The sequence below is a fragment of the Novosphingobium sp. genome (assembly GCF_024642085.1).
GTDB lineage: Bacteria > Pseudomonadota > Alphaproteobacteria > Sphingomonadales > Sphingomonadaceae > Novosphingobium.
In genome coordinates this window covers 12,949-36,219 of the sequence record NZ_JAHEBV010000017.1, presented here as the reverse complement: position 1 = coordinate 36,219, position 23,271 = coordinate 12,949, and the positions used below count along the sequence as shown (strand labels likewise).

The 23,271-nt window shown below is 63.4% G+C and carries 23 protein-coding genes and 1 tRNA gene; 10 read left to right on the top strand and 14 right to left on the bottom strand.

Annotation, left to right across the window (positions count from 1 at the left end):
- Positions 1–83 precede the first annotated feature (83 nt).
- Together Q0L62_RS08810 and Q0L62_RS08805 are read left to right on the top strand one after the other, a co-directional pair.
- Complete coding sequence (locus Q0L62_RS08810) at positions 84–470, top strand: BlaI/MecI/CopY family transcriptional regulator (RefSeq protein WP_296678979.1); 387 nt, start codon at positions 84–86, stop codon at positions 468–470.
- The gene (locus Q0L62_RS08805; RefSeq protein ID WP_296678978.1) at positions 467–1,918 is read left to right on the top strand and encodes a M56 family metallopeptidase; all 1,452 of its coding nucleotides are present in this window, start codon (positions 467–469) and stop codon (positions 1,916–1,918) included. Before Q0L62_RS08810 ends, Q0L62_RS08805 begins: the two co-directional genes overlap by 4 nt.
- A 69-nt stretch (positions 1,919–1,987) precedes the next feature.
- Here the strand turns inward: Q0L62_RS08805 and Q0L62_RS08800 are convergent, their stop codons facing one another.
- The 3 genes from Q0L62_RS08800 to Q0L62_RS08790 form a co-directional block, all read right to left on the bottom strand.
- The gene (locus Q0L62_RS08800; RefSeq protein ID WP_296678976.1) at positions 1,988–3,136 is read right to left on the bottom strand and encodes an alpha-hydroxy acid oxidase; all 1,149 of its coding nucleotides are present in this window, start codon (positions 3,134–3,136) and stop codon (positions 1,988–1,990) included.
- A 44-nt stretch (positions 3,137–3,180) separates the two neighbouring features.
- On the bottom strand, positions 3,181–3,795 hold the full coding sequence (locus tag Q0L62_RS08795) for a hypothetical protein (RefSeq protein WP_296678974.1): 615 nt from the start codon (positions 3,793–3,795) through the stop codon (positions 3,181–3,183).
- Between the two features lie 91 nt (positions 3,796–3,886).
- The gene (locus Q0L62_RS08790; RefSeq protein WP_296678972.1) at positions 3,887–4,759 is read right to left on the bottom strand and encodes a neutral zinc metallopeptidase; all 873 of its coding nucleotides are present in this window, start codon (positions 4,757–4,759) and stop codon (positions 3,887–3,889) included.
- A gap of 201 nt (positions 4,760–4,960) precedes the next feature.
- On the opposite strand from Q0L62_RS08790, the gene Q0L62_RS08785 reads away from it, so the two are divergent.
- From Q0L62_RS08785 to Q0L62_RS08770, 4 genes are all read left to right on the top strand, one after another.
- On the top strand, positions 4,961–6,436 hold the full coding sequence (locus Q0L62_RS08785; protein WP_296678970.1) for a M20/M25/M40 family metallo-hydrolase: 1,476 nt from the start codon (positions 4,961–4,963) through the stop codon (positions 6,434–6,436).
- 88 nt (positions 6,437–6,524) lie between these two features.
- Entirely contained in the window at positions 6,525–7,979 is a 1,455-nt protein-coding gene (gene guaB / locus Q0L62_RS08780) for an IMP dehydrogenase (protein ID WP_296678968.1), read from the top strand.
- Positions 7,976–9,154, top strand: a complete 1,179-nt coding sequence (locus Q0L62_RS08775) for an RsmB/NOP family class I SAM-dependent RNA methyltransferase (RefSeq protein ID WP_296678967.1) — start codon at positions 7,976–7,978, stop codon at positions 9,152–9,154. Before guaB ends, Q0L62_RS08775 begins: the two co-directional genes overlap by 4 nt.
- Positions 9,155–9,192: 38 nt before the next feature.
- Complete coding sequence (locus tag Q0L62_RS08770; RefSeq protein ID WP_296678966.1) at positions 9,193–9,699, top strand: tetratricopeptide repeat protein; 507 nt, start codon at positions 9,193–9,195, stop codon at positions 9,697–9,699.
- Here Q0L62_RS08770 and Q0L62_RS08765 read toward each other — a convergent pair.
- Entirely contained in the window at positions 9,696–10,196 is a 501-nt protein-coding gene (locus tag Q0L62_RS08765; RefSeq protein WP_296678965.1) for an RNA pyrophosphohydrolase, read from the bottom strand. The genes Q0L62_RS08770 and Q0L62_RS08765 overlap by 4 nt on opposite strands.
- A gap of 15 nt (positions 10,197–10,211) precedes the next feature.
- On the bottom strand, positions 10,212–11,150 hold the full coding sequence (locus Q0L62_RS08760) for an alpha/beta hydrolase (RefSeq protein WP_296678964.1): 939 nt from the start codon (positions 11,148–11,150) through the stop codon (positions 10,212–10,214).
- 188 nt (positions 11,151–11,338) lie between these two features.
- On the opposite strand from Q0L62_RS08760, the gene Q0L62_RS08755 reads away from it, so the two are divergent.
- Complete coding sequence (locus Q0L62_RS08755) at positions 11,339–13,288, top strand: 2-oxoacid:acceptor oxidoreductase subunit alpha (protein ID WP_296678963.1); 1,950 nt, start codon at positions 11,339–11,341, stop codon at positions 13,286–13,288.
- Positions 13,285–14,337: a 2-oxoacid:ferredoxin oxidoreductase subunit beta gene (locus Q0L62_RS08750; RefSeq protein ID WP_296678960.1), complete on the top strand. Its 1,053-nt coding sequence runs from the start codon at positions 13,285–13,287 to the stop codon at positions 14,335–14,337. The genes Q0L62_RS08755 and Q0L62_RS08750 overlap by 4 nt, the downstream gene beginning before the upstream one ends.
- Here the strand turns inward: Q0L62_RS08750 and Q0L62_RS08745 are convergent.
- Positions 14,326–15,087 (bottom strand): phosphatase PAP2 family protein, encoded by a 762-nt coding sequence (locus Q0L62_RS08745; protein WP_296678958.1) that lies wholly within the window; start codon positions 15,085–15,087, stop codon positions 14,326–14,328. The two genes, Q0L62_RS08750 and Q0L62_RS08745, sit on opposite strands and share 12 nt — an antisense overlap.
- 66 nt (positions 15,088–15,153) lie before the next feature.
- Here Q0L62_RS08745 and Q0L62_RS08740 point away from each other — a divergent pair, with 66 nt between their 5' ends.
- Positions 15,154–16,533, top strand: a complete 1,380-nt coding sequence (locus tag Q0L62_RS08740) for a deoxyribodipyrimidine photo-lyase (protein WP_296678956.1) — start codon at positions 15,154–15,156, stop codon at positions 16,531–16,533.
- 12 nt (positions 16,534–16,545) lie between these two features.
- Here the strand turns inward: Q0L62_RS08740 and Q0L62_RS08735 are convergent.
- From Q0L62_RS08735 to infA, 5 genes are all read right to left on the bottom strand, one after another.
- Positions 16,546–16,621 (bottom strand) — tRNA-Phe (locus tag Q0L62_RS08735).
- Between the two features lie 59 nt (positions 16,622–16,680).
- Positions 16,681–16,848, bottom strand: a complete 168-nt coding sequence (gene yacG, locus Q0L62_RS08730; protein WP_296678954.1) for a DNA gyrase inhibitor YacG — start codon at positions 16,846–16,848, stop codon at positions 16,681–16,683.
- A complete protein-coding gene (locus tag Q0L62_RS08725; RefSeq protein WP_296678952.1) occupies positions 16,845–17,804 on the bottom strand; it encodes a ribonuclease in 960 nt (319 codons plus the stop codon). The genes yacG and Q0L62_RS08725 overlap by 4 nt, the downstream gene beginning before the upstream one ends.
- Positions 17,797–18,378, bottom strand: coding sequence for a nucleoside triphosphate pyrophosphatase (locus tag Q0L62_RS08720; RefSeq protein WP_296679017.1), 582 nt, complete (start codon positions 18,376–18,378; stop codon positions 17,797–17,799). Before Q0L62_RS08720 ends, Q0L62_RS08725 begins: the two co-directional genes overlap by 8 nt.
- Positions 18,375–18,620, bottom strand: a complete 246-nt coding sequence (infA, locus tag Q0L62_RS08715; protein ID WP_067620046.1) for a translation initiation factor IF-1 — start codon at positions 18,618–18,620, stop codon at positions 18,375–18,377. The genes Q0L62_RS08720 and infA overlap by 4 nt, the downstream gene beginning before the upstream one ends.
- A gap of 253 nt (positions 18,621–18,873) precedes the next feature.
- Between infA and Q0L62_RS08710 the strand changes: the two genes are divergently transcribed.
- Positions 18,874–21,285 (top strand): TonB-dependent receptor, encoded by a 2,412-nt coding sequence (locus tag Q0L62_RS08710; protein WP_296678949.1) that lies wholly within the window; start codon positions 18,874–18,876, stop codon positions 21,283–21,285.
- A gap of 46 nt (positions 21,286–21,331) precedes the next feature.
- Here Q0L62_RS08710 and Q0L62_RS08705 read toward each other — a convergent pair whose 3' ends face one another.
- From Q0L62_RS08705 to Q0L62_RS08695, 3 genes are all read right to left on the bottom strand, one after another.
- Complete coding sequence (locus Q0L62_RS08705; protein ID WP_296678947.1) at positions 21,332–21,769, bottom strand: MAPEG family protein; 438 nt, start codon at positions 21,767–21,769, stop codon at positions 21,332–21,334.
- Between the two features lie 16 nt (positions 21,770–21,785).
- A complete protein-coding gene (locus tag Q0L62_RS08700; RefSeq protein WP_296678946.1) occupies positions 21,786–22,220 on the bottom strand; it encodes an MAPEG family protein in 435 nt (144 codons plus the stop codon).
- 67 nt (positions 22,221–22,287) lie between these two features.
- Positions 22,288–23,265, bottom strand: coding sequence for a threonine/serine dehydratase (locus tag Q0L62_RS08695; protein ID WP_296678944.1), 978 nt, complete (start codon positions 23,263–23,265; stop codon positions 22,288–22,290).
- Positions 23,266–23,271: the final 6 nt, after the last annotated feature.

The window sequence follows — 23,271 nt, the reverse complement described above, 5'->3', positions numbered from 1 at the left end:
CGATTGCAGCGCCTGCACGTTCATTCATCTGCCATTCACGTTTACGCCTGTAGTCGATTACAGGTGTAAACGTGAGGTAAGCAATGCCCGAACAAGTGCAGTCCGGAGAGCGGATCAGCGAAGCTGAACATGCGGTGATGGAGGCGCTATGGGCGGCCTCGCCGCTTACTGCGAACGAAGTGGCTGATGCAGTCGCCCCGGCGCGTGACTGGACGCTGGCTACGGTCAAGACGCTGCTATCCCGTCTGGTCGCCAAACAGGCGGTGCTGACCCAGCCCGATGGCAAACGCTTCCTCTATTCCCCGGCACTGGCGCGTGACGCCTATGTCGGCGGCGAATCGAAACGGCTGGTCGAACGGCTGTTCGGCGGCCGTGCTGCTCCGTTGTTCGCGCATCTGGCCGAAACCGAATCGCTGAGCGCCGCCGATATCGCCGAGATCGAGGCGCTGCTGCAGGAGCTCAAGAAGTGAGCTGGCTGGTCGATACGCTCGTCACCACTGGGGCGTTGATCGCGGCGGTGCTGATACTGCGCCGTCCGGTTGCGCGTCACTTTGGCCCGTCCATGGCCTATGCCTTGTGGCTGCTGCCGGTTCTGCGATTGCTGCTGCCGCCGCTGACGGTGACCGTCCCGGCGCCGCCAGCGGCCGAGGCGATCCGCTTTCCGGCCGGGTCGATCTCCCAAGTCGCCATATCTGCCGATCCGGCATTCGATCCGCGGCCGCTCATCGCGGCCTTCTGGCTGGCGGGAGCCGCTATATTTCTGGCGTGGCGGCTGACCGGCTATTTTCTGCTGCGCCGCCGCGCGCTGCGCGGTGCCACGCTGATCGAACAGCGCGGCGCCGTGCGGGTCATCGAAACCGATGCGGTGCCGGTGCCGGTCGCTTTCGGTGTGATCGACAAGGTCGTGGCCCTGCCGCGCGCCTTTGCCGGATCGGCGGATGCACAGGTCCGCAATCTGGCGATAGCGCACGAGCTGGAACACCACGCGGGGCGCGATATCGCGGTCAACTTTGCGATGCAGCCGTTGCTGGCGTTGCACTGGTTCAATCCGCTGGCCTGGGCCGGATGGCGCGCGCTGCGCCGCGATCAGGAAGCGGCCTGCGATGCCCGTGTGCTGGCCGGAAGCGATAGTGCCACGCGCGAAGCCTATGCCCGCCTGATCACCGCCTTTGCCCGCGGCCCGGGCCTTGCATCAACCAACCCGCTGGCCTGCGCCGTCTTGTCCGAAAAAAGCATCGTCTACCGTTTGAGGAGCCTGACCATGACCCAACCAACTCCCCGCCGCCGTCTGGCCGGACGCGTACTGATCGCTGCCGGCGTCCTGGCCCTGCCGCTGACCGCGTCGATCACCTATGCCGCGCAGGATGCACCGCCCGCCGCTCCTGCCGCGCCGATGAAGATCGAGAAGAAAATGGTCATCGTCGAAAAAGAAGGCCCGGGTAAGGACGAAAACAAGCTTAAAACCCGCGTCGTCACCAAGGATGGCAAGACCATCGTTTTCAAGACTGACAAGAACCTGACCGACGCCGAAATCGACCGGAAGGTAGAACAGGCCATGGCCGATATGCCCGAGCCGCCTGCCGTTCCGGGCGGCCCCGGCCAGCACCGCATCATCATCCGCAGGATAGGTGCCGAAGGCATGAACCACACGATGATGCACGACGGCGAAACAACCGATCTGGCCGGCTGCGCCAAGGGTGAGCCGACCCAAGTCAACGAAACCAGCGATGCCGACGGAAAGGTCCACCAGATCCGCATCAAGATCTGCGCTGCCGATCAGGCGCGGGCTTCGGCCGCCGATGCAATCCGCAAGGCACGCGATGAAGTGGCCCGCGACAAGGGCATTCCAGACGATGTCCGGGCCAAGGTGCTCAAACAGCTTGACGAGGAAATCAAGCGCAACGCCGAAAAGGGCTAAAGGCGGCCCGACCAGTCCCTGGGCCACCGACAGGCGGCGAGGATAGCCCAATCCTCGCCGTTTGGCGTTTCAGCGGCGGCGCAGACGCTCCGCCGTCAGCTGATCGATGCGGGTGACACCCATCAGCTTCATCCCGCGCGCGATCTCGTCCTTCAAAATGGTCAAGGCGCGCTCGACCCCGTCCTGCCCGGCAGCAGCAAGGGCATAGAGGTAAAGCCGGCCGCCGGACGCTGCCGCGGCCCCGCTGCACAGCGCCTTGAGCACGTGCGTGCCGCGCCGCACCCCGCCATCGCAGATGATCTCAATTCGCCCGCCGACCGCCTCGACAATTTCGGGCAGCTGATCAAACGGCGCCCGGCTGCCGTCCAATTGCCGACCGCCGTGGTTAGATACCATGATCGCATCAATCCCCATATCGGCGGCACGGCGTGCATCGGCGCTGCTCATCACACCCTTGAGGCAGAAGGTTCCGCCCCAGTCGGCGCGGATCTGTTCAACCATCTTCCAGTCCATCGACTGGTCTAGCATCTCGGAGAAATAGCGCTGGATCGAAACCGGCTCGCTGGTGCCCTGACGCACGTGCGTATCAAGGTTGGGCAGCGAAAACTTTTCCCGCAAGACATAATCCAGCCCCCAACGCGGCTTCAACGCATAGCTTAACAAGGAGGACGGTGTGAACTTGGGAGGCGAGGAAAACCCGCTGCGCAGGCACCGCTCGCGCTTGCCACCAACAATGGTATCGACCGTCAGCGCGATGGCATCAAACTTCGCCGCCTTGCACCGCTCGATCATCGAGGCGTTGAGGCCGCGGTCCTTGTGGATATAGAGCTGAAACATCTTGGGGCTTGAAATCAGTGCGCCGATCTCTTCGATGCTGACAGTGGCAAGGCTGGAAATGCCGCACCACAGCCCGAACTTCTCCGCCGCCCGCGCCACCGCACGTTCGCCCTGCCAGTGAAACACGCGCTGCAAAGCCGTGGGTGACATGATCAGGGGAAGGGCACTTTTGCGGCCCAGCAGGGTGCACGAAGTGTCGATAGTTTCGACGCCGGCCAGTACGTCCGGCACCAGGTCAACGTCATCATAGGCGGCAGTGTTGCGCGCCTTGGTCACTTCATCATCCGCCGCGCCGTCGATATAATCGAACACCGGCCAGGGCAGGCGCTGCCGGGCCAGCAGGCGGAAATCATCGATGTTGTGACAGTCGTTCAGCCGCATGACGAAGGGCCTACCCGATCAGGGTGAGCCGGCCAAGGCCGCCGTCACTTGGTTTCCTGGACTACCGGTTTCTGGGTCATGGCAGTGCCAGCAGCCGCGGATTTGGTCTTTGCCGGATCAGCAGCGGCGACGAGGCCATTCGTGGCCGGGCGGGCGATGCCCTTGCACCCCCGCTGCTGGGCAATTCCCTTCAGAAAGCCACGCCGCGTGCTGCCGGCTATAATGGCGGATTGCAGCTTGCGTTCCTGCGAGTTCGCGCCTGACAGTTCGCGGATCAGGCCGCGGAACGGAATAAGCGATCCTACCACCGATTGGGCCACGCGCCCTGCGTCCGGTCCGCCTTCGCCATCATCGGCAACGTCGATATCCTCGCCCAGCAGGGTGTTCAGATCTGTCACTGCAGCGTTGAGCTGTGCGCACGTGCGCATTCCGTCGATCGAATAGGGGCGGTCCTGCGCAGCGATCAAAAGCGGCGGAATACCGGTCTTTTTGATGTTGAGGTCGGATAACGGCGTCAGCGCAACATCGCCCGCATCAACTTTCTGGTCAGTGACGGGGACCGGTTTCTTGTCGGGGTCCTGCTTGTCGCGGGCATGGGCCGGCGTCATCACCAGCATAGCTATAGGAAGGGCGTAAATTGCGGAAACAAAACGGATCATTAGCGGTCCCCTACCGGCCTGGCGCAAGCCTGTGCGTCAACCGGGTGTCGATACAGTTACGCACCAGACCGGCTATAAGTTCCCGCAGCGCTTAGCGATTCAAGTCGGCAAAGGTGTCGCAGGCATCCTCATTGCCGGTTTCCAAGCCCTTGCGCAGCCAGGTCATTCGCTGTTCGGCGCTGCCGTGGGTAAACGCAGCCTCAACCGGACGGCGCCCGGCCGACTTCATCAGCACATCGTCGCCGATCTGATGGGCCGCGCGCAGGCCTTCTTCCATGTCGCCGGTTTCCAGCTTGTCCTTGTTCTTTGCGGCCCATACCCCCGCATAGCAATCGGCCTGCAGTTCCATGCGCACTTGCAGGTTGTTGGCGCGAGACGGGTTCTGTTGCTGTGCTGATTGAATCTGCGCGGCCAGCCCGACCAGGTTCTGGATGTGGTGGCCGTACTCGTGGGCGATCACATAAGCCCGCGCAAAATCACCGCCCGCGCCCAGCTGCTGATCCATCTGGCGATAGAAATCGGTATCGATGTAAATGCCTTGGTCGTTTGGACAATAAAATGGCCCCATCGCGCTTTGCGCGGTGCCGCAGCCCGATCGGCCCGCCTGCGAATAGAACTGAAGGGTTGGCTGCTTGAACGCAATTTTGGACGAAGCAAAGATTGGCTGCCAGGTTTTATTGAGCGAGGACAGCGCGTTGCATGTTTCGCGGCTTACTTCATCGACCGAGCAACTTTCGGCGGTCGTCGTGCCGCCCGCAGGTGCGCCGATCTGCGTGCTTTGCGGTCCGGCATCCTGCACGCTGCCGATCATCTGCGTCGGATCGACGCCAAATACGAAATAGGCGATCAGCGCAATGACGATCGTCCCGCAGCCGACCTGCCCGCCGCGCCCGATCGGCAAGCCGCCGCCGCCGCGCTGATCCTGGACGTTGACGGAATTGGGGTCAAAATCATCAAGGCGCATGGCATCCCTCCAACAGCAGCCGGGTTTGAATGCCCGACATGGACAATAACGTGCTAAAACACCATCCGTTTCATGCGGCAGCAAGCATTGGTGTGCCTTTGCTGTCACGCGATCATGCGAAGGGGGGCCTGGCCAATCAATGGGCTTGTCGACGACACTGGCTCGGGTAGAGTTGCCGCGATGAAATGGTGCTGGAGAGCGATGGGCCGAGTGATCGCGCTGCTGCTTGCGGTGTCGTTTGCCTGTGCTCCTGCGGTTGCGGCGTCGCGTGCGGAAAAAGAACGCTCGGTACTGATCGCCAACCTGCGTGCCCATATCACCGAGCTGGCCAGCGATGCCTATGACGGGCGTGAGCCGGGCACCGAGGGTGAGACGCTGACGCTGCGCTATCTGGGCAGGCAATGGTTCGACATCGGGCTGGAATCGGGCACTAATGATCCGGGCCATGCCTGGTTTACGCCAGTCTCCCTCATCGGGCGCGAGCCGGACCGTTCCGCGGCACTGTTTTCCCGAAAGGGGCGCCGGGTCGCGGTGCCGGGCAGCGCGGTACTGGTGCTGACCTCGGGCAAGCGCAGCCTGCTGGAAAATGCGCCCATCCTGTTCGTGGGCAAAGGCGATGCCATTCCGCCGCGGGCTGAACTGGCTGGCCGCATAGCGTTGATGCTGGACGGCGGACGCGATGGATCGGAACGGCAGAATGCGATGCTGGGCGGCGGCGCTTCGGCGGTTCTCACCGTGCTCGACAGTAGCCGGACCATCGATACCGTCGTCAGCCAGCGCCGCCGCCTGGCTTACGGTATTGCTGGCGAAGAACTGGGCGGAGATCTTGAAACGTTTATCAGTGCCGCAGCGCTGGACCGCGCCCTGACCGGCACCGGACAATCGGTTGCCGGGTTCCAGAAAGCGGCACAGCGGGACGATTTTACACCGATTCCGGTAGATCTTAACGCGACGTTCGAAGCGACCACGCGCGAAACCCGGATCAACACCCACAACATGATCGGACGGCTGCTAGGCAAGCGACCCGATGCCGGCGCGGTGCTGATCATGGCACATTGGGATCATTTTGGCCGCTGCGCTCCGCAGGCAACCGATCACCAGATCTGCAACGGCGCGATCGACAATGCCAGCGGCCTGGCCGCGATGACCGAGATCGCCCGCCGTCTGGCCCGCGCCCCGCAGCTTGACCGCGACGTCTATTTCGTGGCGACCACGGGCGAGGAACTTGGCCTGCTGGGGGCTGAGGCCTTTGCCGAAAACCCGCCCGTGCCGCTCAAGCAGATTGTCGCTGCGTTCAATATCGATAGCGTCGCGCTGGCACCGGCCGGTCAACCCTTTGCGGTGATTGGCGCGGGGATGACCCCGCTTGATGTCCAGATCGCCGCGGTTGCGCGCCAGCAAAAGCGTAAGATCGCGCCCGGCAATGCAGCCAACGCGTTCGTCAAACGGCAAGATGGCTGGGCGCTGATGCAACACGATGTCCCGGCGGTGATGATATCGTCGTCGTGGTCGGACCTGGGCAGGGTCGAACGCTTCATGAACGGCGATTATCACCGCCCGACCGACCGGGTGAAGCCTGATCTTGAACTGGGCGGAGCGGCTGATGACGTCGATTTTCACGTCGCTCTGGCACGGTGGTTCGGCGATCTGAAGAAAGTCCCTGCTGCAGGAAAGTAAGGAAATCCGGCGCCGCGCTTGTGCAATGGGCGCGCTGTGGTTACGTGAGCCGCCACGAATCGCCCCTTTGAGGACTGCGCTGGCATCTATGGACATCCCCCTTGGTCTTACCTTCGACGACGTCCTGCTGCGGCCGGGTGAAAGCGAAATCGTGCCATCGATGGCCGATACCCGCACCCGGCTGAGCCGCGACATCGCGCTGAACATCCCGGTGGTGTCCTCGGCGATGGATACCGTGACAGAGGCCGACATGGCGATCGTCATGGCCCAGCTGGGCGGGATCGGCGTGCTTCACCGCAACCTGACGGTCGGGGAACAGGTCGCCGCAGTGCGCGCGGTCAAGCGCTTTGAAAGCGGCATGGTGGTCAATCCGATCACGATCGCGCCCGAAGCTACCCTGGGCGAGGCGCAGGCCTTGATGGACACCAACCGTATTTCCGGCATCCCGGTGGTTGAAGCGTCGGGCCGCCTGGTTGGCATCCTGACCAACCGCGACGTGCGCTTTGCCGACAATCCGCGCCAGCCAGTGCGTGAACTGATGACGCATGAGAATCTGGCCACGGTCCGCGCCGGGGTAAGCCAGGAAGAGGCGCGCCGCCTGCTGCACCAGCGCCGGATCGAAAAGCTGCTGGTCGTTGACGATGCGTTCCATTGCGTCGGGCTGATCACGGTCAAGGACATCGAAAAGGCGGTCAACTATCCCGCCGCGACCAAGGACGCGACCGGTCGCTTGCGTGTCGCCGCTGCAACCACGGTGGGCGACAAGGGCTTCGAACGGACCGAAGCGCTGCTTGCGGCGGAATGTGACGTGGTGATCATCGATACCGCCCACGGCCACAACAAGGACGTTGCGCGCGCGGTCGAACGGGTCAAGAAACTCAGCAATTCGGCGCAGATCATTGCCGGCAACGTTGCGACTTACGAGGCGACCCGTGCGCTGATCGATGCCGGGGCCGATGCGGTCAAGGTGGGGATCGGGCCGGGTTCGATCTGCACCACCCGCGTCGTTGCTGGCGTGGGCGTGCCGCAATTGACTGCAATCATGGATGCTGCCCGCGCGGCGCAGGATACCGGCGTTCCGATCATCGCCGATGGCGGTCTGCGCACATCGGGCGATGCGGCCAAGGCGCTGGCAGCTGGCGCATCGACGATCATGATCGGATCGATGCTGGCAGGCACGCAGGAAGCCCCAGGGGAAACCTTTCTGTACCAGGGCCGCGCTTACAAATCATACCGCGGGATGGGATCGCTGGGCGCGATGGGCAGCGGCAGCGCCGACCGCTATTTCCAGGGCGATATCAAGGACCAGATGAAGCTGGTTCCCGAAGGGATAGAGGGCCAGGTAGCCTACAAAGGGCCGGCCAAGGATGTGATCCACCAGCTGGTCGGCGGGATCAAGGCAGCCATGGGCTATACCGGCAGCGCCACGATCGAGGATCTGCGCACGCGCGGGCAGTTCGTGCGCATCACCAACGCGGGCCTCAAGGAAAGCCACGTCCATGACGTGACGATCACCCGCGAGGCACCGAACTACAAGTCGTGACCCCGGCGGCGCGCGTTCAAGCGGCGATCGAAATCCTGGATGCGGTAATAGCCGCAGCACGCGGCAATGGTGCCAGCGCAGACCGGATCATCGCCGAATGGTTCCGCACCCGCCGCTTTGCCGGCAGCGGCGATCGCCGCGCGGTGCGCGATCTGGCCTATGGCGCGATTCGCGCTTGCGGCGAAGTGCCGGTCAGCGGGCGGTCCGCCATGGTGCGGATGGCCGCGACGGATCCCGCGCTGGCAGCGTTGTTCGATGGATCGCGCCACGGTCCTGCGCCCCTGGCCAGCGATGAACCGGCGGCGAGCGGCGGCATCGCCCCGGCCTGGCTGGAAGCGCAGCTAGCTGACAGCGGGATTGCCGGCGACGCGGCGGCGGCCTTGCTCAACCGCGCGCCGCTCGACCTGCGGGTCAATGCGCTGAAGTCCGCGCGCGATACCATTGCGTTGCCGCAGCCAGGTGAAGCACTGACTGCGCCGCACGGCTTGCGCTTTGCGCACGGCACTCCTGTTGAACAGTGGGATGCGTTCAAGGACGGCAGGATCGAGGTGCAGGATGCCGGCTCGCAGCTCGCCTGCGAGGCGGTGGCCGCCCAGCCAGGCGAAACCGTGATCGATCTGTGCGCCGGGGCCGGGGGCAAGACGCTGGCCCTGGCGGCGGCAATGGGCGGCACCGGGCGGCTGATCGCCTGCGATACCGACCGATCGCGCCTGTCGCGCCTTACGCCCCGCGCCGAGCGTGCCGGAGCGTCCTTGATCGAAACGCGCCTGCTTGATCCGGGGCACGAAGCGGCAGCGCTGGCCGATGTAGCGGGCACAGCGGATGCGGTGCTGGTTGATGCACCCTGTTCGGGCACCGGCACCTGGCGCCGCAATCCAGAGGCACGCTGGCGGCTCGACGCAGCAGGGCTGGAGCGGCTGACCGCAGTCCAGGCGCGGCTTATCGACATTGCTGCCAGCCTGGTGCGGACCGGCGGGCGTGTGATCTTCGTTACCTGTTCGCTGCTCGATGCCGAAGGTGCGGATCAGGCCGCGGCTTTTCTGGCGCGTCATCGCGGCTGGCAGGCTGGTGAGCTCGATCTGAAGGCGGGGCACCAGCGGGGTGCAGGCATTCGGCTCGACCCGCTGCACGATGCAACCGACGGATTTTTCATCGCACGTTTAGAAACGTCATGATACCAGATCAGGCCATGCCCGGCTTTAAGGAGCACCTGATGCGTTACATGCCTGCCGCCCTCGCTTTGTCCGCGATTGTCGCGGTCACCGCAAGCGTGGGCCAGGGGGCGCCGCCCGCGCCGCTCGATCCGCGCGCAGCCGCGCTGGTTGCGCAAGGCCGCGCTGCGTTGTCCGCTGGTCAGGCCGATCGCGCGGTCGATTTTTACGAGGCAGCGCTGACTGTACAGCCGGGTCATGTTGCCATCTATCTCAATCTGGCCGAAGCGACTCGCCGCGAAGGTATGCAGGGCAAAGCGTTGCACTATTACCGCGAAGCGCTGGAACGCGATCCCGATAACACCTATGCCATCGCCGGCGAAGGTGCTGCGCTGGTGGAAAAGGGAGCGATTGAAAAGGCTCGCCGCAATCTTGCCCGGCTCCAGCAGCTGTGCGGGAACAGCTGCGCTCCGTCCCAGGAACTCGCCGCCGCGATTCAGAAAGGTCCGGCTCCGCAAGTTGTGACGGCTGAACAGGTAGCGGTGAAGCCGGAAGTTTCGGCAAATTAAATCAGCGCCGAAAACTCATCCAGAACAGCGCGGTAGACGCGCTTTTTGAACGGGACGATCAAGTCCGGCAGCTCTGCCGGACTGACCCATTGCCAGGCTTCGAACTCTGCCGGGTCATGGGCATCCAGACGGATATCGCTGTCCTCGCCGCCAAACCGGGCAAGCACCCAGTGCTGGCGTTGGCCGCGATAGCGTCCGCCCCACAATTTGCCGATCAGATCATCGGGCAGATCGTAGAAAAGCTCTTCCCGGGTCTGTGCAAGCAGGGTGACGTGGCATTCCTCAACCCCTGTTTCTTCCCAAAGCTCTCGCAAGGCCGCAGCGTGCAGATCTTCGCCCTCATCGATCCCGCCCTGCGGCATCTGCCAATATATGCCGCCTTCATCGGGCTGGCCGCGCGTGTCGATCCGCTTGCCAACAAAGGCGTGGCCGCCCGCATTGACCAGCATCACGCCGACACAGGGACGATAGGGCAGGGATGAAAAGGGATCGCTCATTCCCGCGCCCCTAAGTCAAACCTTCATCAGCATCAACTTCATTGCCGCGATGATCTTTGCGACTGCCGCCGCGGCGCTGGGCAGGGCCTTGCGGGTGGTTGTAAAGTCATGGGTCAGCCCGGCCATGTGAAGATAGACGGTGTCGACCCCGGCTTCGACCAGTTTGTCCGCCATGCGCCGGCCCTGGTCCTGCAGCACGTCAAGCCCGGCAGTGACAACGATTGACGGGCACATTCCTGCCGCGCTGGCGTGGAGTGGAAACGCGCGCTGGTTGCCGCTTTCGGGCTTATATAGGTCGTAAAACCAATCCATCACCACGCTGGTCAGCAAGTGATTTTCGCCAAAGGTCTTCATCGAACCGTCCTGCGATTCGTCGGTTGCGGGATAAAGCAGGACCTGCAGCAGCATGGGCGCGGCAGCGGGCTTGTCGCATAAGGCGCGCGCGGTGACCGTGGCGAGGTTGCCGCCAGCGCTGCCACCGATTGTCACCAGGCCGGTAACGGACCGGCCCAGTTCTGCCGGACTGCCTGCCAGCCAACGGGCTGCCGCTTCGCAGTCGTCGGGCGCTGCGGGGAAGGGATGTTCGGGCGCAAGGCGGTAATGCACGGCCAGCACCGGCAGATCGAGTTCGGCCGACAGTTCGGTGCACAGCGAATTGTGGGTATCAAGATCACCGATCACATAACCGCCGCCGTGGAAAAACAGGATTACCGGCGAAGGGCCGCGTTCGGCCCTGACGTCGTAGAAGCGCAGCGGAATCTCGCCGGCCGGACCGGGGCAGGACAAGTCCTTGATAACCGCCAAATCGCGCGGATCAGCCTCGACCATCAGCTTCATCGCGCGGTAGCCTTCGCGCTGCTCCTCGGGCACCAGCGCATCGGGAGCGGGCAGGCTGTTGACCATTGCCAGAAAGGCTTGAACGTCTTCGCGAAAATTGGGGTTCTGGTCGGTCATCGGTGCGGCATCCTCATTTCTGTGTATTTAATCGCCAGGTTAAGACGCGATAAGCCCCTTGACTAGCCGCCTTGTCGGGCCTCTTGTCGAATTGCGGATGCGACAGTTTTTCTTGATTGCGCGCACCGTGGGGAGGGGATTAGGGCGCTGGTTTGATTGGCGTCTCATCCGCCTGAATAGGACTTTTCATGGCCACCCAACTTGCCGAACGCGCCGCGACAACATCAAACCATCCCGAATCAGTAGTCGTCCGTTTCGCGGGCGATTCGGGCGACGGGATGCAGCTTACCGGTGGGCAATTTACTCTTTCCAGTGCGCTGACGGGCAATGATTTTGCGACTTTTCCTGATTTTCCCGCTGAAATTCGCGCGCCGCAGGGCACGCTGTTCGGTGTGTCGGCGTTTCAGATTAACTTCGGATCGACCGATATCGAAACTGCCGGCGATGCCCCCGATGTTCTGGTCGCGATGAACCCGGCCGCGCTGAAGACCAATGTCGGCGCGCTCAAGCCTGGCGGGCTGATCATCGCCGACACGGGCGAGTTTACCAAGCGCAACCTCGAAAAGGCCAAGTACGATGCCAGTCCGATCGACGATGGCAGCCTGGCCAAATGGAAGGTGCTGGCCTTCGATATCAGCGCGCTGACGCTGGAATCGGTGAAGCCGTTCGGACTTGGCAACAAGGAAGCGCTGCGCTGCAAGAACATGTGGACGCTTGGTCTGGCGCTGTGGATGTTCGACCGTGACCGGGCCCCGCTGATTGACTGGCTCAACGCCAAGTTCCGCAAGAATCCGACGCTTGCAGAAGCCAATATTGCAGCGCTGAATGCTGGCCACGCATACGGTGAAACGGCAGAACTGGGCGGCCAGCTACACAAGGTCCACCTTGATCCGGTGCCATCGCCAGCGGGGCTGTACCGCACGATCACCGGGGCCGAAGCAGTGGCACTTGGCCTGGTCGCGGGTGCGCAGCTGGCCGATCTGCCGATGTTTTTCGGCGGATATCCCATTACGCCTGCCAGCTCGATCCTGCATTATCTGGTCGGCCTCAAGGAGTTCGGCGTCACCACTTTCCAGGCCGAGGACGAGATTGCCGCTATCGCTGCCGCGATTGGAGCGAGCTATGCTGGCAAGCTGGGAGTTACCTCCAGCTCGGGGCCTGGAATTGCGCTCAAGACCGAGGCGATGGGCCTTGCCGTGATGACAGAGCTGCCGCTTGTCATCGTCAATTCGCAGCGCGGCGGACCATCGACCGGACTGCCCACCAAGACCGAGCAGTCGGACCTCTACCAGGCGGTCTATGGCCGCAACGGCGATACGCCGATACCGGTGATTGCCGCCTGCAGCCCCGGCGACGCGTTCGAATGCGCGATCGAGGCGGTACGCATCGCGACCCAGTTCATGACCCCTGTCATCCTGCTGACCGATGGCTACATCGCCAACGCGGCTGAACCGTGGGCCGTGCCCGATCCTGACACCTTCACGCCGTTTCCGGCCAGGTTCCTGCAAGTTCCCAATGGCCCGGACGGTTCGCTGCTGCCCTATGCCCGCGACGACAAGGGCGCCCGCCCGTGGATCAAGCCCGGCACCCCCGGCCTGATGCACCGGATCGGCGGGATCGAGAAGAACCCCGGCACCGGTAACCTTGATTACAGTCCGGGATCTCACCAGGCGATGACCGACGCGCGCAAGGCCAAGGTCGACGGCGTTGCGAAAAGCATTCCGGCACAGGACGTGGCGCTGGGCCAGTCCGGGGGCAAGCTCGCGGTGGTTGGATGGGGCAGCACATTCGGACCGATTCACCAGGCCGTGCGCCGTGCGCGGGCCAAGGGGCTGGATGTCAGCCATGTGCATGTCCGCCACATCTGGCCGCTGCCGGAAAATCTTGGTGATCTGTTAAGGGCTTACGACAAGATCCTCGTGCCAGAAATGAATACCGGTCAGTTCAAGACCTTGCTGCGCGATCAGTATCTGGTCGATGCACAGCCGCTCACCAAGGTCAGTGGCCAGCCATTTGCCATCGCCGAAATCGAAGAAGCGATCGCCACCTATTTCGACCATGTTCCGGGCAATGCGGGGGGCGACGATATCGACGCCAATCCTGCGCAGCTGCCCAGCATCGAAAGTTCCAACCCATGAACGCCATCGCTACGATCACCACCACGCTGAAAGACTGGGAATCGGATCAGGAAGTCCGCTGGTGCCCCGGCTGCGGAGACTATGCGATCCTTAAGGCAGTGCAGCGCACCATGCCGGAAATCGGCGCGGACCCAGCCAAGACCGTATTTGTCAGCGGGATCGGCTGTTCCAGCCGGTTCCCCTACTACATGGCGGCTTATGGATTTCATACCATTCACGGCCGCGCCCCGGCCTTTGCCACCGGGATCAAACTGGCCAATCCGGAGCTGGATATCTGGCTGGTCACCGGTGACGGCGATGGGCTGTCGATTGGCGGCAACCACACGATGCATCTGCTGCGCCGCAACCTCAATTGCCAGATCATGCTGTTCAACAACGAAATCTACGGCCTGACCAAGGGGCAATATTCGCCCACCAGCCGCCAGGGGACGACCAGCCCGACTACGCCGCTCGGCTCAGTTGATCGCCCCGCCAGTCCGGCCGCATTTGCCCTGGGATCGGGCGCGCGCTTCATCGGCCGCGGGTTTGACGTATCAAGGCATCTGCCTAACGTGCTTAAGGCCGCCCACGCCCATCGCGGTGCTGCCTTTATCGAGATTTTTCAGAACTGTATCGTCTACAACAAGGACGTATTCGACGATTTTGCTGCGCCCAAGGGGGCAGAAGACAGGCAGCTGTGGCTCAAGAACGGTGATCCGATGCTGTTTGGCAGCGACAAGACCGGCGGGGTCAAGGGCATTGCGCTGGACATTCAGAAGCTGACGCTGAAGGTGGTCGACGTAGCCGATGGCGATTGGCAGGCGGCGGGCGTGATCGTCCATGATGTCACCAACCGTTCTGTCGCGCACATGCTGGTTGAAATGCCGTTTGGGCCGTTTCCGATGGCGCTGGGCGTGCTTTATGACGATCCGCGCCCGACCTACGAGGATGCCGTCCTGGGACAGGATGCCCAGGCGCGCGAAGGCAAGAGCACCGATCTCAGAAAGTTGCTCGCCAAAGGTCAGACCTGGACCGTTACCGAGGACCAGGGCCCGCTGTCAGGGGTGTGACATTGCCTTGGTTCTGCCCGGCGTAGCAGATTCGAGCGCGGCGGCATGCATGTCGGCGAGTGACCGGGCCGGGCTGTAAAGCGCCGCTTCGGCCAGGAAAGCCCAGCCCGCCCCGCCGAGCCAGCCAGCGATCACGTCGGTAGGATAGTGCACTCCCAGCATGACGCGCGAAAAGGCGACCGCAAGCGATCCCGCCATAGCCGCCCCGATTATCGTCCAGCGCACCGATCGCCGGCTGCTCAGCGTGGCAAAGGCAAGGGCCACGGCGATGAAGCCAAGCGCGGAATTGAAGCTGTGACCACTGGGAAAACTTGATCCCCCCGCGTACTCCAGGTGCGGCACCAGCGCCGGGCGCGGGCGCCCGACCAGTGCTTTGAGCGACAGTTCGACCAGAAGACCCGAAACCAGCGTCAGCAGCAGCAGCACGGCCTCGCGCCGCAGGCGCAGGAACAGGAGCGCCAGCAGTGCGCCGATGCTGAAAATGACGCGCAAAGTAACACCGCCCAGCGCGGTGATGTCGCGTACAGCCTCAAGCGATGCGGGACCGCCCGCCCAGGCCAGCGTCGCCCCATTGCGCCAATAGCGCAGACCCGCAGCGTCGGGCCCCGCCGCGGTTCCGGAGTGGACAGCCCAGGCCACAGCCGCAAATCCGGCCCAGCAAAGCAGTCCGGCTATCAGGGCATGGTACGGGGTGATCTGCCACCCGCGGGCAGGCAGCGTAATCGTTTCAGCAGGGCGCGGCGTTTCCATATGCGCACAACGTGGCAAAAGGGGCATGGTTGCAACACAAATGTCTCAGACTACGTTTATAAGCGGATGATAAGTACAACCCCCCCGGTAATCGTCTGGCTGCGCCGCGATTTGCGGCTGCGCGATCAGGCCGCGCTGACGGCCGCTTGCCAAAGCGGCGCACCAGTGGTGCCGGTCTATGTCCTGGATGACGAGGGCGCCCGACACTGGAAAATGGGCGGCGCTTCGCGCTGGTGGCTGCACCATTCCCTCGATCGGCTGGGCAAAGCGCTGGCCAAGGCGGGTTCGCGGCTGATCCTGCGGCGCGGAAGCGCCGCGGATGTGCTGGCCGCAATTGCCGGCGAAACGGGTGCACGCACCGTCCACGCGCTGCACCATTACGAACCATGGTGGCGCAATGCGGAAAAGGCCGTGGCCGCCAGGCTTGACCTGAAATTGCATGACGGCAACTACCTCGTCCCGCCGGGATCGGTGCGGACCGGTAGCGGAACTCTGTTCAAGATTTACACCCCGTTCTGGCGCGCCTTGCAGGAGCGCTTGCCGCCGCCCGATCCGCTACCGCCGCCCAGTCGTTTTGCTGCGCCGGATGCCTGGCCAGCCAGCGATGAACTGAAGTCGTGGGATCTGTTGCCCCGCCAGCCCGATTGGGCCGGGGGGATGCGTGCCGAATGGAAGCCCGGCGAAGATGGCGCCCGTGAACGTCTCGGCGACTTTGCCGACCATGCCCGGCGTTATGCGCAGGAACGCAACATGCCTTCTATCCAGGGCACCTCGCTGCTCTCCCCGCACTTGCACTTTGGCGAGGTTTCGCCCGCCGCCGTCTGGCATGCCGTATCTGCTGCCGGCGGGTCTGTCGGCACCTTCCTGGGTGAGATCGGCTGGCGCGACTATGCCGCCAACGTGATACTTCAATTCCCCGAATACGGCCGCCGGAACGCCCGCGACGCCTTTGACGCATTGTCCTGGCGCAGCGGAGCCGAAGCGGACGCCGACCTTGCGGCATGGCAGCAGGGCCGCACGGGCTATCCCATCGTCGATGCCGGAATGCGCCAGCTTTGGACCAGCGGATGGATGCACAACCGGGTAAGGATGATCACCGCCAGCTTCCTGATCAAGCATTTGATGATCGATTGGCGACGGGGCGAAGAATGGTTCTGGGATACGCTGGTCGATGCTGACTATGCCAGCAATGCAGTCAACTGGCAGTGGACTGCGGGGACCGGCGTGGACAGCAATATGTTCGTGCGGATCATGGCCCCGCTAAGCCAGTCAGACAAGTTCGATGCAGCAGGATACATCCGTACATGGGTGCCCGAACTGGCGCACTTGGGAGACGATCATATCCATGATCCGCCGTGTGCGGTCAAAGGCTATCCGGCCAAATTGATTGAGCACCGCGCGGCCCGCGAACGGGCGCTGGCGGCCTACGCGGCGATCAAACGGTGATCTGGGGGAGAGTGGTGCCCGGAGGCGGATTCGAACCACCGACACGCGGATTTTCAATCCGCTGCTCTACCAACTGAGCTATCCGGGCATCGCCAAAGCGATTGGAAGCGCGCCTATGGCGAACCGTCCCGCGCTTGGCAAGGGGGCTTATGCCTTATCGGCGTCTTCATCGACAGCGCGCGGGCCGGGCAGAGCATAGCCATCGTCCAGCCAGCGGACCAGGTCGCGGTCCTTGCAGCGGGTGGAGCAAAACGGCGCGTGTTCGGCAACGCGCGGCTTGCGGCAGATCGGGCAGCGGCGAGTGGCGGCGGTCATAGCGGCACCGCCTGCGCGAAACCGGCGGCCAGGGCAAGGCCGTGATCGGTCGCAAAGCGAATTTCGCGTCCCGTGCGCTGCACCAGATCGTCCAACCATTCGGGCTGCAAGGCAGCCTTAACCGCCGGCGCGCAGGTCAGCAGCACCGCTCCCGGCGCATCGACCCCTTCGGCTGAGCGCAGCAAAAGGCGCGCTGCGGCACCCGCCCGGTCGCGCGCCAGCAGGTGCAGCAGCGAAGGACGGGTCAGCCGCGCGACAAGATGCACGAAGCCAAAACCGTTCATCGAGGTGCGCTCGTGCGGCCAGTCGCCCAGTGCGCGTTCCAGCGCGCCGTCGATCCTTTTGCGATCATCCTTGTCGGGCAGGGTGGGAAAATCGATCCCGATGGATCCTGCCAGATCAAGCCGCGCCAGCGCATCGGCCAACGGTGCGACTGCGGCCAGCGCCAGGTCGCGCGGGGGCAGCGTGCCGTCGATGTCGATCATGGTCATGGCCGGAGTTGGCGTGATGGTCAGCGCGCCGCCGGAAAATGCTGCTTCGCCCGTCCAGGCATCGGCGAACAGGTCTTCCCACAATCCGGCGGGAAAACGCCGAACGATCCGCGCGCCCAGATCCTCGGCCAAGGTAGGCGCAGATCGCAGTGCCTCCTTTGCCGGGCGGGCCTGTGCGCGCTTCAAGCGGCCGCGTTCGGCCATCGCGCTGCGGGTCACCATCAGGCGCATCATGGCGCCTTCACAGGCATCATGTGGCAACCCGTCAACCAGCGCTTCCTCGCCGCTGGCAAACCGGGCAGTGCCGCGTCTGGAATTGGCGGTGCGGGCGATCAGCCGGGCATCTTCGATCAGGCCTGCCTCCAGTCCGCTGGACCAGCGCATCCGGGCCGCGATCACCGCGCCGCCGTCAATCAGGATCGCGCGCTCTTCGCCGATGCCGGCTTCGACCAGCCATTCAGTCAAGGGTGATCCCCGATGCCTTAAGCAGCGCGCGCGTTTCGAACAGGGGTAGACCGATCACGCCCGAATGGCTGCCCGAAACAAAGCGGATCAGCGCTTCGGCGCGGCCCTGGATGGCATAGCCACCAGCCTTACCCAGGCCTTCGCCGCTGGCGATGTAGGCAGCGATTTCGGCATCACTCAGCCGTTTGAAGGCTACGATTGTTTCCACCGTACGCGTTCGCGCAGTGCCCGCTGCATCAATTGCGCAGATCGCCGAAATGCAGCGGTGGCGCCGGCCCGACAGCAGAGACAGGAGCTGACGTTGCACGAGCTCGTTTTCCGCAGGGGGCAGAACGCGGCGGCCAAGCGCCACAGCGGTGTCTCCGGCCAGCACAACTTCATCCGCAGCGCGGTCCACGGCACGAGCCTTCGCCTCGGCCAGACGCACGGCATAGGCACGGGGCACTTCGCCTTTCAGCGGGGTTTCATCGATGTCGGGGCTGCAGATGCGGTCCGGCGTTACGCCGATGCGGGCCAGCAGATCGCGGCGGCGCGGCGAGGATGACGCCAGTACAAGCCGGACGGGATGGCTCAGAACTGGCCCGGTCCGCCGCGGCCCGGCATAAACCGGTAGGTGATCCGTCCTTTGGTCAGGTCATAGGGGGTCAGTTCGACCAGCACTTCATCGCCCACCAGCACGCGGATGCGGTTCTTGCGCATCTTGCCCGCGGTGTGGCCCAGAATCTCGTGATCGTTTTCCAGCCGGACGCGGAACATGGCATTGGGCAGCAGTTCGACCACCGACCCACGCATTTCTAGCAGTTCTTCTTTCGCCATCCGCGCTCAATTTCCGTCGTGATTTTTCAACATTGCGGCGCCCCATAGCCGCGAGCAGCACAAAAGGAAAGAGCATGCGGCCGTGCGGGACGCGGCTGCACGGATGGTCAGTGCGATACAATATGTTACCGACTGCAGCTTGTTGATCCAAATTGCGAGTGCGAAAGGCCGGTCGAAGTCGATTGACCGCTGACAGCAGCGTTTTGTCGATAGGTCACAGACAGTTCAGGTGCGACTGCACACAGGGAGCCCGATGCTTCGACTTACTTCTTCGGCAATTTCGATTGGCAGCGTCTTGCTGGCCGGGCCCGTGCTGGCGCAGGACAATACTGTCGCCGCCGCCCCACAGGAAGACGGAGTCAAGCAGTCTGACGAGGGCGAGGGCGCCGGCGGCAAGGATCGCAACCAGATCCTGGTCGTCGCCACCCGGCTGCGCGGGCAGGTCGAAACCGATCAGCCACCTGTCGCCACTTATGACGAGGCGGAAATTGCGGCGCTGGGTGCGGGTTCGATTACCGAACTGCTGGGCCGGGTCAGCCCGCAGACCGGATCGGGGCGGGGGCGCGGCGGGCAACCGGTGATCCTGGTCAACGGCCAGCGCATCACCAACTTTCGCGAAATGCGCAACTTCCCGCCCGAAGCTATCCGGCGGATGGAAGTTCTGCCCGAGGAAGTCGCGTTGAAGTATGGCTTTGCGCCTGATGCACGGGTGATCAATTTCATCCTCAAGGACAATTTCCGCAGCCGCTCGGTCGAAACCAAGCTTGGTCTGCCGACTTCCGGCGGTTTCAGGACGTCGTCGCTCGAAGGAACCCTGTTAAAGATCCAGGGGCCGACCCGGCTCAGCGTGACAGTGTCAACCGATGACACCAGCCCGCTGACCGAAGCGGAGCGCGGGGTGATCCAGGCCAGCCCGCCTGCTGCCGGTAGCCCAGATCCGGCGCAGTATCGCACCCTGATTGCCGATTCGCGCAACTTCGGCGGCAACTTCAGCTGGTCGCGGGGACTGGGCAAGGATGGCAAGGGCGGGCAATTCAGCCTCAACGGCAATGTCTCTCGCGCTGACAGCCGCAGCGGATCGGGGCTGGACACGTTGCTGGCCCCGCTTGAGCGGGTCAACCACACGACTGAAGTGTCAGGCGGGGCGGGCCTCAATACCAATTTCGGCCAGTGGCAGTTTTCTGCTACTGGCGATGCAACCTTCGGTAAGAACGAGACGCTGATCGACCGTTTTTCCGGCGCCGGATTTGATACCGCGACCAGCGATACCAAGCGTTTTACCAGCCTGGTCACGCTGACGGGACGCCCGCTGCGCCTGCCCGCAGGGCAAGTGACTGCAACGCTGCGTACCGGCTATAACTGGGGCCATATCGACAGCCTTGACACCCGCAGCAATTCTGCCACCAACCTGACACGCGGCACGCTGTTTGCCGGGTTCAATATCGCCGTGCCGCTGACCAGCCGGCGCGAAGCCGTCCTTGGCGCAGTTGGCGATCTCTCGCTCAATTTCAGCGCCGGGTACGATTATGTTTCGGACTTTGGCGGGGTAGTTGACTGGAGCGCCGGACTGACCTGGAATCCGACCGAACGGCTGGGCCTTCAGGCCAGCTTTATTGTCAACGAGGTTGCCCCCAGTCTGTCGCAACTGGGCCTGCCGCTGACCCAGACATTCAATGTGCCGGTTTATGACTTCACTAGCGGTCAGACCGTGCTGGCAACCGTGATCGGCGGCGGCAACCCCGATCTGGTCAAGGAACAGCAGCGCGATCTCAAACTGTCGGCCAACTGGCAGATTCCGGGGATGTCCAATTCCAGCCTGCTTGTTGAATATTTCCGTAACAGCTCAAGTGATGTGACGTCCGGCTTTCCACTGCTGACCCCGGCTATCGAAGCGGCGTATCCCGGACGCGTCGTGCGGAACGGATCAGGCGCAATCACATCGGTCGACCAGCGCCCAGTTACGCTGGCCGAGCAGAAAGGCTCGCGCTTGCGTTGGGGCCTGAACATCGGCGGCACCATCGGCAAGCCCACCGGCGATAGTGGGATGATGGGGATGATAGGCGGCGGTGGCCGGGGCGGTCGCGGCCCAGGCGGTCCGCGTCCCGGCGCTGGTGGTGGTGGTGGACGCGGCGGCGGCGGCGGTGGTGGTGGCGGCATGATGGGCGCGATGTTCGGCGGGCAAGGCCGCTGGACTTTGGGGCTGTATCATACGGTCCAGTTTGACAGCACCGTGCTGATCGCGCCGGGGGCTGCGCTGCTCAACCTGCTGGACGGCGATGCGCTGTCGGGCAATGGCGGTACGCCGCGCCACAGCCTTGAGTTCAACGGCGGCGCCTTTCACAAGGGTTTCGGAACATTCATCCAGGGTACGTGGTCGGCGCCGACTACGGTCAGGGCCAGCGGCGCACCGGGAACCGGCGACCTGCGCTTTGGGAGCCTGGCCAAGATCAACGTCAATCTGTTCGCCGATCTGGGGCGGATGTCCAAGTTGACCAAGTCCGTGCCGTTTTTCAAAGGAGCTCGGATGGGCGTGCAGGTCGAAAATGTGCTGGGCGCCCGGCAAAACGTGACAGATGCCAACGGGGCGGTGCCGCTGTCCTACCAGCCCGACTACCTCGACCCGCGCGGGCGGGTGATCAACCTGACTTTCCGCAAGCTGTTCTAGGCGCACCGGCCGGGACGTTTTCCCGGCCAGCGCGCCCAGACCGTTGTCAGTGGAACACGGCAATCAGCAAGTGCAGGCACAAGGCCAGCAGGCACAGCGAAGACAGCGCGAACAGCAGGAAGCGCGGCATCACCTTGTTGACTGTCGCCTGGAAAATCGAATGGACGATCCGCAAGGCGACATAAGCCCAGGCGATCGTGGCATTTAGCCCGTCGCCAGCACCGATCATCGCCAGCGCCAGCGCGACAGCGTAGAACACGGTCGGCGCTTCGTGCAGGTGATTGTAGTTGTGGGCCTTCCATTGCACTTCGCGGGGCAGCAGGCCTTCCAGCATGGCGCTGGTCCACCCCTGGTCGCCGCCCGGCTCGGTCGGCTTGGGCAGCTTGTTGATCGCGGGGATACGCACCGCATACATCCAGATCCACATGATCATGGTCCACATGGCGAGCACCGCCAGCGGTTTGAGTATTTCCATACCAATCATCGTCTTCTCTCCCTTCTCAGACTGGGAACATCGTCAGCATGGCGGCATGGATTGCCAGCTTGCCAAGGCACAACGTTGATAACAGGAACAGCAACAATCGCACCGGAATGCGGTTGACGGTGGCCTGCCATATCGAATGTATCACGCGCAGCGCGACATAGGCCCAGGCGAACGTGATATCCAGGGCGCTGGGCCCCATCAGCGCCAGGATCACCAGCGTCGGATAAAAAATCGTCGGCTGTTCCATCAGGTGCGCATAATTGTGCGATTTCCACTGGACGCTATCGGGCAGCACACCATCCAGGTTCTGACCGCGTCCGCCAACCGATACGTTGTTCGCGTTCATCCCGGTTTTGGCCATTGCCGGAAAACGCGTTGCCGCCGTCCAGATCAGCATGACCAGTGACCACAGGATCAGCGCTGCCCCCGGCGCCAGTATTTGAGCCTGCATTGTATTCTCCCCCCAATCGGCGCGACCCGATGGAAGCAAGGTTTGCCACAACGATTGCCGATTGCAACTAAACGCTGGACGACAGGACCTTGGCAAAGGCGGCGGTATCGGTGTTGCCGCCCGACAGGATCACCGCAGTACGGCCATCGACCGGCGTCTTGCCCGCCAGCACCGCGGCCAGCGCCGCCGCGCCGCCCGGCTCGATCACCAGATGCAGATTGGAAAATGCCCAGCGCTGTGCCGTGCGGATTTCGGCAGGGGATACGTCCAGCCCGAACGGCACACGGCCCTTCAAAACGGCAAAGTTGATCGGGCGGGTGCTGGGGGTCTGGAGCGCGTCGCAAGCGGTGGGCGGGGCATCCTTGCTGACTGGCTGGATCTCTCCGGCGGCCAGGCTGTGCTTTACATCGTCCCACCCTTCCGGTTCAACCGGCACAATGTCGGCCTCTGGGCAGGCGAGTGAGAGGCCTGCGGTCAACCCGCCCCCGCCGCAAGGGCAGATAATCCGCGTCGGCCCGGCACTTCCGCGCGCCGCCATCTGCGCGGCGATCTCCAGCCCCATGCTGCCTTGCCCTTCGATCACCCAGGGATCGGCAAAGGCGTGAACTAGGGTGGATCCGCTTTGGTCGACCAGGCGCTGGGCCACCGCATCGCGGTCCTCTCCTCCGGGCCGGTCATACAGCACCGTGCGCGCGCCATAGCTTTGGGTGGCGGCAATTTTGACCTGCGGCGCATCGATCGGCATCACGATGGTCGCATCGATCCCCAATTGCTGCGCCGCCCAGGCCACGCCCTGGGCGTGGTTGCCGCTGGACACGCCAACCACGCCGCGCCCGCGCTCGTCCTCGCTCAGGTCGGTCAGCCGGTGCCACGCCCCGCGGATCTTGAACGACCCGATCGGCTGCAGGCTTTCTGCTTTCAGCCAGACCCGCTGGCCGAATATTTCACATTCCAGCAGTGGCGTTGGCGGCAGCAGTTCGGCTATCTTGGTGCCAGCACGGGCGATACCGGCAACGCTGGGCGTTCTCATCGGTTGTGAAGTCATGCGGCC

What these genes read in the sequence shown, in the direction of transcription:
- Q0L62_RS08810 (WP_296678979.1), top strand. Translation starts at nt 84, where the DNA reads ATGCCCGAACAAGTGCAGTCCGGAGAGCGGATCAGCGAAGCTGAACAT.
- Q0L62_RS08800 (WP_296678976.1), bottom strand. Translation starts at nt 3,136, where the DNA reads ATGCGGCTGAACGACTGTCACAACATCGATGATTTCCGCCTGCTGGCC.
- Q0L62_RS08795 (WP_296678974.1), bottom strand. Translation starts at nt 3,795, where the DNA reads ATGATCCGTTTTGTTTCCGCAATTTACGCCCTTCCTATAGCTATGCTG.
- Q0L62_RS08790 (WP_296678972.1), bottom strand. Translation starts at nt 4,759, where the DNA reads ATGCGCCTTGATGATTTTGACCCCAATTCCGTCAACGTCCAGGATCAG.
- Q0L62_RS08785 (WP_296678970.1), top strand. Translation starts at nt 4,961, where the DNA reads ATGGGCCGAGTGATCGCGCTGCTGCTTGCGGTGTCGTTTGCCTGTGCT.
- guaB (WP_296678968.1), top strand. Translation starts at nt 6,525, where the DNA reads ATGGACATCCCCCTTGGTCTTACCTTCGACGACGTCCTGCTGCGGCCG.
- Q0L62_RS08770 (WP_296678966.1), top strand. Translation starts at nt 9,193, where the DNA reads ATGCGTTACATGCCTGCCGCCCTCGCTTTGTCCGCGATTGTCGCGGTC.
- Q0L62_RS08765 (WP_296678965.1), bottom strand. Translation starts at nt 10,196, where the DNA reads ATGAGCGATCCCTTTTCATCCCTGCCCTATCGTCCCTGTGTCGGCGTG.
- Q0L62_RS08760 (WP_296678964.1), bottom strand. Translation starts at nt 11,150, where the DNA reads ATGACCGACCAGAACCCCAATTTTCGCGAAGACGTTCAAGCCTTTCTG.
- Q0L62_RS08755 (WP_296678963.1), top strand. Translation starts at nt 11,339, where the DNA reads ATGGCCACCCAACTTGCCGAACGCGCCGCGACAACATCAAACCATCCC.
- Q0L62_RS08750 (WP_296678960.1), top strand. Translation starts at nt 13,285, where the DNA reads ATGAACGCCATCGCTACGATCACCACCACGCTGAAAGACTGGGAATCG.
- Q0L62_RS08745 (WP_296678958.1), bottom strand. Translation starts at nt 15,087, where the DNA reads ATGGAAACGCCGCGCCCTGCTGAAACGATTACGCTGCCTGCCCGCGGG.
- Q0L62_RS08740 (WP_296678956.1), top strand. Translation starts at nt 15,154, where the DNA reads ATGATAAGTACAACCCCCCCGGTAATCGTCTGGCTGCGCCGCGATTTG.
- yacG (WP_296678954.1), bottom strand. Translation starts at nt 16,848, where the DNA reads ATGACCGCCGCCACTCGCCGCTGCCCGATCTGCCGCAAGCCGCGCGTT.
- infA (WP_067620046.1), bottom strand. Translation starts at nt 18,620, where the DNA reads ATGGCGAAAGAAGAACTGCTAGAAATGCGTGGGTCGGTGGTCGAACTG.
- Q0L62_RS08710 (WP_296678949.1), top strand. Translation starts at nt 18,874, where the DNA reads ATGCTTCGACTTACTTCTTCGGCAATTTCGATTGGCAGCGTCTTGCTG.
- Q0L62_RS08705 (WP_296678947.1), bottom strand. Translation starts at nt 21,769, where the DNA reads ATGATTGGTATGGAAATACTCAAACCGCTGGCGGTGCTCGCCATGTGG.
- Q0L62_RS08700 (WP_296678946.1), bottom strand. Translation starts at nt 22,220, where the DNA reads ATGCAGGCTCAAATACTGGCGCCGGGGGCAGCGCTGATCCTGTGGTCA.
- Q0L62_RS08695 (WP_296678944.1), bottom strand. Translation starts at nt 23,265, where the DNA reads ATGACTTCACAACCGATGAGAACGCCCAGCGTTGCCGGTATCGCCCGT.